This is a genomic window from Phenylobacterium sp., assembly GCF_046463815.1.
In the GTDB taxonomy this organism is placed as follows: domain Bacteria; phylum Pseudomonadota; class Alphaproteobacteria; order Caulobacterales; family Caulobacteraceae; genus Phenylobacterium.
This window is the reverse complement of record NZ_JBKBRO010000036.1, coordinates 1-9,714: the sequence shown is the minus strand read 5'-3', so window position 1 is coordinate 9,714 and position 9,714 is coordinate 1. Positions and strand designations below refer to the sequence as shown.

The window sequence follows — 9,714 nt, the reverse complement described above, 5'->3', positions numbered from 1 at the left end:
CATGGTCGCCGCCCTGCGCGCCCGCCTGCCGCTGACCGGCGTCGCCTACGAGGACAAGCCCGCGATCTGGATGTCCGGCGACGACGAAGACGACGAAGACGAGGACGAAGACTACGAGGACGAGGACGATCCCGGCGCGGACGACGACGCCCCCGACCCGGAGAACTGGCGCAGCTCCGCCTGATCGTCCGGCCGACGGCGAAGCCGTCCTTCGACGCCAAGATCACGAAGCGCACGAAGACCGCGAAGGGGGACCGCCCTTCGTGTCCTTGGCGGTCTTCGTGGTCTTGGCGTCCGAACTTGCGGGCCGCCGCTTTCGCGGCTGAAGATCACACCGGCAGCATGGTCGTGCTCTTGACCTCTTCGAGCACCGCGTAGGTGCGCGTCTCGCGCACGCCGGGGATGCGCACCAGCACCTCCTCCAGGAACTTCCGCCAGGCCACGAGGTCGCGCACCCGCGACTTGATCAGGTAGTCGAACCCGCCGGCCACCATGTGGCACTCCAGCACGTCGGGCGAGCGGCGGGCGGCGGCGGCGAAGGTCTCGAACACCTCGGGCGTCGTGCGGTCCAGCATGACCTCCACGAAGATCAGCACGCCGCGCTCCACCTTCTCGGGATCCACCAGGGCCGTGAAGCCGGTGATGAAGCCCGCCTCGCGCAGCCGCCGCACCCGCTCCGAACACGCCGAGGGCGACAGGTGGCAGCGCTCGGCCAGGTCGGCGTTGCTGATCCGCCCGTCGGCCTGCAGCGCGCGCAGCAGCCGCCGATCCGTCTCGTCCAGCCGCAGGTTGTTCGCCATAATCCCTCTCCAGCGCCGATCGTCCGGCTTCGCCGCCTGCGAAGCGTAGCACATGCGGCGAAGTCTGCGTTACGCCGAATAGCGTAAGGATCAGGAGACCCTCATGGCGTTCGATCACCTGGATGCGGCCAAGTTCGCCGACGAACGCACGGCGCTCGCCGCCGCCCTCGCGGTCCGGCCCCTCTCGCCCGACGACCGCGAGGCGGTCCGCCAGGAGGCCGAGGCCCTGGTCCGCGCCGCCCGCAAGTCGGCCCGCAGGCAGGGCGTGGTCGAGAGCTTCCTCCAGGAGTTCAGCCTCTCGACCCGCGAGGGCCTGGCGCTCATGTGCCTGGCCGAGGCCCTGCTGCGCACCCCCGACGAGGAGACCCGCGACCGCCTGATCGCCGAGAAGATCGCCTCGGCCGACTGGGCCAGCCACGCCGGCCGCTCGGACTCGCTGCTGGTCAACGCCTCCACCTGGAGCCTGATGCTCACCGGCAAGCTGATCGAGCCGGACGAGGAGGCCCGCCGCGACCTGCCGGGCTTCATCAAGCGCCTGGCCGGCCGCCTCGGCGAGCCGGTGATCCGTCAGGCCGTCGGCGCGGCGGTGCGCATCATGGGCGAGCAGTTCGTCCTGGGCGCCACCATCGAGAAGGCCATCCGGCGCTCGGGCTCGGACGGCTTCGTCTGCTCCTTCGACATGCTGGGCGAGGGGGCCCGCACCGACGCCGACGCCGACCGCTACGAGGCCGCCTACGCCCAGGCCATCAGGACCGTCGGCAAGTCCGCCGCCGGCCAGGGTCCCGAGTCCGGCCACGGCGTCTCGGCGAAGCTCTCGGCGCTCTCGCCCCGCTACGAGGCGCGCCAGGCCGAGCGGGTGTTCGCCGACCTCTACCCCCGCATCGTCCGCCTGGCCGGGCTGGCGGCGGCGGCCGACATCAACCTCACCCTCGACGCCGAGGAGGCCGACCGCCTGGTCATCTCCCTGGAGCTGCTGGACCGCCTGGCCCGCGAGCCCTCGCTCGGCGACTGGAAGGGCCTCGGCCTCGCCGTCCAGGCCTACCAGAAGCGCGGGCCCCAGGTGATCGAGGTCGTGGCGGGCATCGCCCGCGCCTCGGGCCGCCGCCTGATGGTCCGCCTCGTGAAGGGCGCCTACTGGGACAGCGAGATCAAGCGCGCCCAGGTGGGCGGCATGCCCGGCTACCCGGTCTATACGACCAAGGCCGCCACCGACCTCTCCTACCTCTTCTGCGCCCGCGCCCTCTTGGCCGCCGCGCCGGCCCTCTACGGCCAGTTCGCCACCCACAACGCCCACACCCTGGCCGCCGTCCGCCAGATGGCGGCCCAGGCCCAGGTGAAGGTCGAGTTCCAGCGCCTGCACGGCATGGGCGAGGCGCTCTACGCCGCCGCCCGCGAGCGCTACGGCGACTTCCCGCTCCGGGTCTACGCCCCCGTCGGCAGCCACGAGGACCTGCTCCCCTATCTCGTCCGCCGCCTGCTGGAGAACGGCGCCAACACCTCCTTCGTCCACGCCCTGCTCGACGAGAAGACGCCGGTCGCCAAGGTGGTGGTGGACCCCATCGCCGCCGTAGAGGCGGCCGGCGGCGCCCCGCACCCGAAGATCCCCCTGCCGCGCGACCTCTACGGCCCGTCGCGGAAGAATTCGGAAGGCCTCGACCTCTCCATCGAGGCGGTGCGCGACCAGCTCACGGCCGCCGTCGCGGCGCTCGATTCCGAGGACCTCCTGGGCGGCCCCATCGTCCGCGGCCGGCTCCGCACGGACGGGAACCGGGAGGACCGCGTGTCGCCCGCCCGCACGGCCCAGCGCATCGGCCGCGTGGTCCAGGCGACCCCCGACCTGATCGACGAGGCCTTCGCCGCCGCCAAGGCCGCCCAGCCGGCCTGGGACCTGCGGGGCGGGGAAGGCCGGGCCAAGGTGCTGCGCGCCATGGGCGACGCGCTGGAGGCCCATCGGGACCGTCTCATCGCCATCTGCGTGCGCGAGGCCGGCAAGACGCTGGCCGACGCCATCGCCGAGGTCCGCGAGGCCGCCGACTTCTGCCGCTACTACGCCCATCTGGCCGAGCGACAGTTCGCGGCCCCTGAGACCCTGCGCGGGCCGGTGGGCGAGACGAACCAGCTCTCCCTCCATGGCCGCGGCGTCTTCGTCTGCATCAGCCCCTGGAACTTCCCGCTGGCCATCTTCACCGGCCAGGTGGCCGCCGCGCTCGCCGCCGGCAACGGCGTGCTGGCCAAGCCCGCCGAACAGACCCCGATCGTGGCGACCGAGGCGGTGAAGCTGTTCCACGAAGCCGGCGTCCCCGCCGACCTCCTGCACCTGATCCCCGGCGACGGGGCGAGCGTGGGCGCGGCGCTCACCGCCCATCCGGCCTGCGACGGCGTGGCCTTCACCGGCGGGACCGACACCGCCTGGGCGATCAACCGCACGCTCGCCGCCCGCCAGGGCCCGATCGTCCCCTTCATCGCCGAGACCGGCGGGCTGAACGCCATGTTCGTGGACACCACGGCGCTGCGCGAACAGGTCCTCGACGACGTCCTCGCCTCGGGCTTCGGCTCGGCCGGCCAGCGCTGCTCGGCGCTCCGGATGCTGTTCGCGCCGCACGAGACCGCCGACGCCCTGATCGACGGCCTGAAGGGCGCCATGCGGACCCTGGTGGTGGGCGATCCCGCCGATCCGCGCACCGACATCGGCCCGGTGATCGACGCCGAGGCCAAGGCGGCGCTGGACGCCCACGTCCAGCGCCTGGAGCGCGAGGCCAAGGTGCTGGCCCGCCTCGATACGCCGACCGGCGGGCACTTCTTCGCGCCCACCCTGGCCGAGATCCCGGACGCCGGCTTCCTGACCAAGGAGGTGTTCGGCCCGATCCTGCATGTGGTCCGCTACGATCCGGCCAGGCTCGCCGAGGCCGCCGCCCCGCTGGTCCAGGCCCGCTATGGCCTCACCCTGGGCGTCCACTCGCGCATCGAGGCCTTCGCCGAGGAGGTGCGGCGCGCGGTCCCGGCCGGCAACGCCTACGTCAACCGCTCGATGATCGGCGCGGTGGTCGGCGTGCAGCCGTTCGGCGGCGAGGGCCTGTCCGGCACCGGCCCCAAGGCCGGCGGTCCCCACGCCCTCCTGCGCTACGCCGTCGAGCGCGCGGTCAGCGTCAACATCACCGCCCAGGGCGGCGACCCGGCGCTCCTCAACCTCGACGCCTGAAGCCTAAGGCCGAGCTTCGCGTTTAGGGCCGGATGACCTTCCAGCGGGCCCTCATCCTGCTCGCCGCCACGACCACTCGTGGTTGGGGGCGCCGTTCGCGGCGCTCGCATGGATTGTGGGAGCGCCGCTGATCGCCGCGGTCTGGCCGCTCGCGGGCTGATTCACAGTGTCGTGAGCGGCGGCCGATTGTGAATCGCCAACCGATTGATCTCCCGAGGGCGGCGATCTCGCGTTAACCCCTGGTTTACGAAAAAGCCTGTGGGCGGAGGGTCCGCCTCATTGACGAGTCATTAGCCAAGTGTCCCCATATGTGGGTTGTTCGGGCTGGGGGCCCACAACATGTAGGGGCTCAGGGCGGCGGCCAGGGAGACGGCCAAGTCCCTGAAGAGGCACGGGTTCGAGGGACATGAGTGAAGCGGCGAAGGTTGGGATTGCCGACGGTGCGGAGCGGGCCCAGGCTCGGGCGGAGCGTCCGCAACTCCAGTTGGTGCGCAAGGTCAAGGTCGACCGCGCCCGCGACGCCCTGCTGACCGACTTCGGCAAGACGACCCTCGAGGACCGCTACCTGCTGCCGGGCGAGTCCTACCAGGACATGTTCGCCCGCGTGGCCACGGCCTTCGCCGACGACGCCGACCACGCCCAGCGCATCTACGACTACATCTCGAACCTCTGGTTCATGCCGGCCACCCCGGTGCTGTCCAACGGCGGCGCGGCGCGCGGCCTGCCGATCTCCTGCTTCCTGAACGCCGTCCCCGACAACCTCGAAGGCATCGTCGGCGTCTGGAACGAGAACGTGGCGCTGGCCTCCAACGGCGGCGGCATCGGCACCTACTGGGGCGGCGTCCGCTCGATCGGCGAGAAGGTGAAGGGCGCGGGCCAGACCAGCGGCATCATCCCGTTCATCCGCGTGATGGACTCGCTGACCCTGGCCATCTCGCAGGGCTCGCTGCGCCGCGGCTCGGCGGCGGTCTACCTCGACATCCATCACCCTGAGATCGAGGAGTTCCTCGAGATCCGGAAGCCCTCGGGCGACTTCAACCGCAAGAGCCTGAACCTCCACCACGGCCTCAGCATCACCGACGAGTTCATGGAGGCCGTCCGCGACGGCGCCATGTTCGGCCTGCGCTCGCCCAAGACCGGCGAGGTCATCCGCGAGGTCGACGCCCGCTCGCTTTGGCAGAAGATCCTCGAAATCCGGCTTCAGACCGGCGAGCCCTACCTGATCTTCTCCGACACCGTGAACCGGGCCATGCCGCAGCACCAGCGGGACCTGGGCCTTTCGGTGCGCCAGTCGAACCTGTGCTCCGAGATCATGCTCCACACCGGCCGGGACCACCTGGGCCAGGAGCGGACCGCCGTCTGCTGCCTCTCGTCGGTCAACGCCGAGAAGTTCCTGGAGTGGCGCGACCATCCGACCTTCATCGAGGACGTCATGCGCTTCCTCGACAACGTGCTCGAAGACTTCATCCAGCGCGCCCCGCCCGAGATGAAGAACGCCGTCTACGCCGCCCGGCGCGAGCGTTCGGTGGGCCTGGGCCTGATGGGTTTCCACTCGTTCCTGCAGCAGCAGAACGTGCCGTTCGAGAGCGCGCTCGCGAAGTCCTGGAATATGCGCCTCTTCAAGACCCTGCGCCGCCAGTGCGACGCGGCCTCCCGCACCCTCGCCGCCGAGCGCGGTCCGTGCCCGGACGCCGCCGAACGCGGCGTGATGGAGCGCTTCAGCCACAAGATCGCCATCGCGCCGACGGCCTCGATCTCGATCATCTGCGGCGGCACGAGCGCCGGCATCGAGCCGATCCCGGCCAACATCTACAGCCACAAGACCCTCTCGGGCACCTTCGCGGTCAAGAACCCCTACCTCGAGGCGCTGCTCGAGGAGAAGGGCCAGAACACCGCGGCGGTCTGGGATTCCATCCTGGCCAACGAAGGTTCCGTCCAGCACCTCGATTTCCTCACTCAAGATGAGAAGGACGTCTTCAAAACCGCATTTGAGATTGATCAGCGATGGGTGGTAGAGTTGGCTGCTGATCGCACGCCCGATATTTGCCAGTCGCAGTCGGTTAATCTTTTCCTCCCCGGCGACGTCGACAAGTGGGACCTGCACATGTTGCACTGGACCGCCTGGGAGCGGGGGTGCAAGTCGCTGTATTATCTGCGGAGCAAGTCGGTGCAGCGGGCGGCGCACGCCGGCGGCGAGGCCGTGCAGGCGGTCGACGTGCAGGCCGAGGGCAAGACCGACTACGAGGAATGCCTCGCCTGCCAATAGGCGCCGTTAACCCCGATTAGGGGTTGCCGCGCCCGGATTTCCGGGAGCTACTGAGCCCAGACCCGCACTCCAGAGGCGGGCTGGGAGAGCAGGATGCGGCGGGCGGCCTTGGCCATCGTCATCGCCTGCGGCGCGGCGGGAGCCGCCGCCGCGCAGCCGCTCGCGCTCCCGCGCCCGGCCGCCGAGGTGCTGGCCAGCGCCGCCTTCCTGGACCGCGAGCGCTTCGTCCGCGGCCAGGACCCCTACGAGAACGACGACAGCCTCGACGTGACCCTGGTCAGGAGCTGGCCGCGCGCGGTCCGCTTCGCCGAGGGCGGGCTGGAGTTCGACGTCTCGCCCCACGCCGGCGTCGGCGTCACCCGCCGGGGCGGCCAGGCCGAGGCCGGCGCCACGCTCACCGTCGGCCAGAAGCGCGAGCGCGAGGCGGTCGAGGCGCTGAAGGACATGGGCGTCCGCGACGGCCTGGAATACGGTGACAAGGGCCGCTGGTACCTGTTCGCCGCCGCCAGCGGCCGGGCCGTGGGCCTGAACGTCATGCGCGACGAGGGCGGCTGGAACCGCGACGGCTGGAGCACCGACCCCACCGCCACCCTGGTCGGCGACGCCCATGTGGGCGTCGGCTGGCGCAAGGGCGACCTGCAGAGCTCGTTCGGCGTCATCCACCGCGAGATCAAGGGCGAGCACCGCGCCTTCGCCGTCGGCGCCCGCGAGGACACGGTGGCCGCCTTCACGTTCTCGATCCGGCCCCAGAACTGATCCCCGCCGCCCGGCGCTTCACAACCTCGTGCACAGGCCGCGCACTCTCCGGGGGAAAACCCAAGATGCGGCGTGTCCGCCCCTTTACGCCCACCACATGTTGCGTCACCCTTTAGGCGTGACTCCAGGGGCAGGAACCGTCAGATGACCGCCAAGACCGACGCCAACATCCGCCAGCTCCCCGGCCTGCTCACGCCGTCCTACGCCTACAAGCCGTTCCGCTATCCCTGGGCCTACGACTTCTGGAAGAAGCAGCAGCAGGTCCACTGGATGCCCGAGGAGATCCCGCTGGGCGAGGACCTCAAGGACTGGGCCTCGAAGCTCAACGACCGCGAACGCAACCTGCTCACCCAGATCTTCCGGTTCTTCACGCAATCGGACGTCGAGGTGAACGACAACTACATGGAACGCTACAGCCGCGTCTTCAAACCCACCGAGGTGAAGATGATGCTGGCGGCCTTCTCCAACATGGAGACCATCCACATCGCCGCCTACGCCCTGCTGCTCGAAACGATCGGCATGCCCGACGCCGAGTTCACGGCCTTCCTCGACTACCAGGCGATGCGCGACAAGCACGACTACATGCAGACCTTCGGCGTCGACACCGACGCCGACATCTGCCGGACCCTGGCCATGTTCGGGGGCTTCACCGAGGGCCTCCAGCTCTTCGCCAGCTTCGCCATGCTGATGAACTTCCCGCGCCACAACAAGATGAAGGGCATGGGCCAGATCGTCTCCTGGTCGGTGCGCGACGAGAGCCTGCACTGCGAGGGGATCATCAAGCTCTACCACGCCTTCAACAAGGAGACGGGGGCGGTGACCAAGGCCGTGGCCGAGGACATCGTCGACTGCTGCAAGACGGTGGTCGGGCTGGAGGACAAGTTCATCGACCTGGCCTTCGAGGCCGGCGAGGTCCAGGGCATGACGCCCGACGACATCAAGTCGTACATCCGCTTCATCGCCGACTGGCGCCTGCGCCAGCTCCAGCTTCCGGAGGTCTACGGCGTCAAGGAGAACCCGCTGCCCTGGCTCCAGTCGATGCTGTCGGGCGTCGAGCACGCCAACTTCTTCGAGGCCCGCTCGACCGAATACTCCAAGGCCGCGACCAAGGGCCAATGGCACGGCGAGACCGGCGTCTGGGCCGAGTTCGACCGCATGCGCGCGAAGCGCGCGGCGACCGAGGGGGCGGTGGGGTAGGGGCGCGGAGATCGCAGCCCTTCTCCCCTTGCCGGAGAAGGTGTCAGCCGCAGGCTGACGGATGAGGGGTTTCGCAGCGGCTCGGCTGCGTGCGGCGGATCGATTGGCGCGACCCCTCATCCGACCCGCTTCGCGGGCCACCTTCTCCCGCAAGGGGAGAAGGGGACTTAGATCGCCTTCGCGGCGCGGGGCTTCTCAGTCCGTGGGCAGCAACAGCAGGGGCGGGCCCCAGTCCGGGGCCTGCTTGAGGTAGAGGGTGTAGGTCGCCCCGGGGCGCGTGGCCCGTCGCGCCGGGCATGAGGGCGGGCCGCCTTCGCCGTCGACGACGCGATAGGCGATCACCTGGCCGACCGTGGCCGCGCCCTTCCGGACGTCCGTGACGCGGGCGGTGGCGACCCCGGCGCGCAGCGTGGAAGCGCCGGGCACGGCCACATAGGCTTCGGTGAGCGCCTTCGCCGTGACGACGATATCGGCGCTCTGGAGGGCCTGGCGCCGCGCGCTGTCGGTGACGATCTCCAGGCACGCCGAGGCCGGCGTGACCCACGCCACGGCGGCGACGCAGACGCCGAGGAAGAGTGGGCGCACGCTCACAGCATCGGCGGGCGCGGTTGAACCTTCGTTACAGGCCGTGGAGGTGTGCTGCGGGCCGCGGGCCGGCGCTCACTCTTCAACCTCCCGCGCTCATGGGTCCCGGTCTTCGGTTTCGCCGAAACCGGGATGACGGGGGGAGGGCCGTCGCCGGGCCTTGCCTCCCTCCCGTTGACGGGGGCCGGCGGGCGCGCAGCGTTCGGCGGCGGTCGTGAACAGCGCGCGGGGCGGCGAATGCTTCATCCTGTGGCCCGCCGGGCGGGGGGCGGTGGAAGGGACAGGGCGAACGGGAACCCGGTCCACCTTCGGCGATCCGGCCCCGGACATCCCCTGGGCGGGCGGCGCGGGCTGTGCTTTCCTCCCCGCCCGAAACGGCCGGAGGAAGGACGAGGCATGTTCAGTCACGTGATGGTGGGATCGAACGACCTGGAACGCTCGAAGCGCTTCTACGACGCGGTGCTGGGGACGCTGGGGGCCGGCGAGCCGGTGCGCAACGTCGCGCCCAGCGGCCACACGCGGCTGTTCTACCGCCACGCCGGCAGCACGTTCTGCGTCAGCGAGCCGATCGACGGTCAGCCGGCGACCTTCGCCAACGGCGGGACCATCGGCTTCACGTGCGACAGCCCCGAGCAGGTGAAGGCCTTCCACGACGCGGGGGTGGCGAACGGCGGGGTGTCGATCGAGGACCCGCCCGGCCCGCGCGAGGGCGCGCTGGGGGTCATGCACCTGGCCTACGTCCGCGATCCCGACGGCAACAAGCTCTGCGCCATCCACCGGCCTGGCTAGATGTGGAGGCTCAACAGGTTGTCCCGTTCGAGGCCGAGACGGCTGATGGGCGTGCGTGATCCTATCCCGCCGTGCGGTCGATGCCAGTTGTAGCGATGGATCCAGGCGCTGAGATCGGCGGC

General features: G+C 70.3%; 9 protein-coding genes. 6 read left to right on the top strand and 3 right to left on the bottom strand.

Annotation, left to right across the window (positions count from 1 at the left end; all coding sequences use genetic code 11):
• The coding region (locus tag ACK4TT_RS17910; RefSeq protein WP_410213595.1) for a hypothetical protein at nt 1-184 on the top strand (184 nt) is incomplete at its 5' end.
• Nucleotides 185-329: 145 nt separating this feature from the next.
• Here the strand turns inward: ACK4TT_RS17910 and ACK4TT_RS17905 are convergent.
• Nucleotides 330-800, bottom strand: a complete 471-nt coding sequence (locus ACK4TT_RS17905; protein WP_409642627.1) for a winged helix-turn-helix transcriptional regulator — start codon at nt 798-800, stop codon at nt 330-332.
• 103 nt (nt 801-903) lie between these two features.
• Here ACK4TT_RS17905 and putA point away from each other — a divergent pair, with 103 nt between their 5' ends.
• From putA to ACK4TT_RS17885, 4 genes are all read left to right on the top strand, one after another.
• Entirely contained in the window at nt 904-3,999 is a 3,096-nt protein-coding gene (gene putA / locus ACK4TT_RS17900) for a bifunctional proline dehydrogenase/L-glutamate gamma-semialdehyde dehydrogenase PutA (protein WP_410213594.1), read from the top strand.
• Between the two features lie 406 nt (nt 4,000-4,405).
• Nucleotides 4,406-6,265: a ribonucleoside-diphosphate reductase subunit alpha gene (locus tag ACK4TT_RS17895; protein ID WP_409642623.1), complete on the top strand. Its 1,860-nt coding sequence runs from the start codon at nt 4,406-4,408 to the stop codon at nt 6,263-6,265.
• Nucleotides 6,266-6,358: 93 nt separating this feature from the next.
• A complete protein-coding gene (locus ACK4TT_RS17890; protein ID WP_409642621.1) occupies nt 6,359-7,021 on the top strand; it encodes a lipid A-modifier LpxR family protein in 663 nt (220 codons plus the stop codon).
• A 144-nt stretch (nt 7,022-7,165) separates the two neighbouring features.
• Nucleotides 7,166-8,218, top strand: coding sequence for a ribonucleotide-diphosphate reductase subunit beta (locus ACK4TT_RS17885; RefSeq protein ID WP_409642619.1), 1,053 nt, complete (start codon nt 7,166-7,168; stop codon nt 8,216-8,218).
• Between the two features lie 195 nt (nt 8,219-8,413).
• On the opposite strand, the gene ACK4TT_RS17880 is transcribed toward ACK4TT_RS17885, so the two are convergent.
• Nucleotides 8,414-8,803, bottom strand: coding sequence for a hypothetical protein (locus ACK4TT_RS17880; RefSeq protein WP_410213593.1), 390 nt, complete (start codon nt 8,801-8,803; stop codon nt 8,414-8,416).
• A 396-nt stretch (nt 8,804-9,199) separates the two neighbouring features.
• Here ACK4TT_RS17880 and ACK4TT_RS17875 point away from each other — a divergent pair, with 396 nt between their 5' ends.
• A complete protein-coding gene (locus ACK4TT_RS17875) occupies nt 9,200-9,592 on the top strand; it encodes a VOC family protein (RefSeq protein WP_409642615.1) in 393 nt (130 codons plus the stop codon).
• On the opposite strand, the gene ACK4TT_RS17870 is transcribed toward ACK4TT_RS17875, so the two are convergent.
• The coding region (locus ACK4TT_RS17870) for an integrase core domain-containing protein (RefSeq protein ID WP_410213596.1) at nt 9,589-9,714 on the bottom strand (126 nt) is incomplete at its 5' end. The genes ACK4TT_RS17875 and ACK4TT_RS17870 overlap by 4 nt on opposite strands.

Coding starts and splice junctions, on each gene's coding strand:
- ACK4TT_RS17905 (WP_409642627.1), bottom strand. CDS start 800: ATGGCGAACAACCTGCGGCTGGACGAGACGGATCGGCGGCTGCTGCGC.
- putA (WP_410213594.1), top strand. CDS start 904: ATGGCGTTCGATCACCTGGATGCGGCCAAGTTCGCCGACGAACGCACG.
- ACK4TT_RS17895 (WP_409642623.1), top strand. CDS start 4,406: ATGAGTGAAGCGGCGAAGGTTGGGATTGCCGACGGTGCGGAGCGGGCC.
- ACK4TT_RS17890 (WP_409642621.1), top strand. CDS start 6,359: ATGCGGCGGGCGGCCTTGGCCATCGTCATCGCCTGCGGCGCGGCGGGA.
- ACK4TT_RS17885 (WP_409642619.1), top strand. CDS start 7,166: ATGACCGCCAAGACCGACGCCAACATCCGCCAGCTCCCCGGCCTGCTC.
- ACK4TT_RS17875 (WP_409642615.1), top strand. CDS start 9,200: ATGTTCAGTCACGTGATGGTGGGATCGAACGACCTGGAACGCTCGAAG.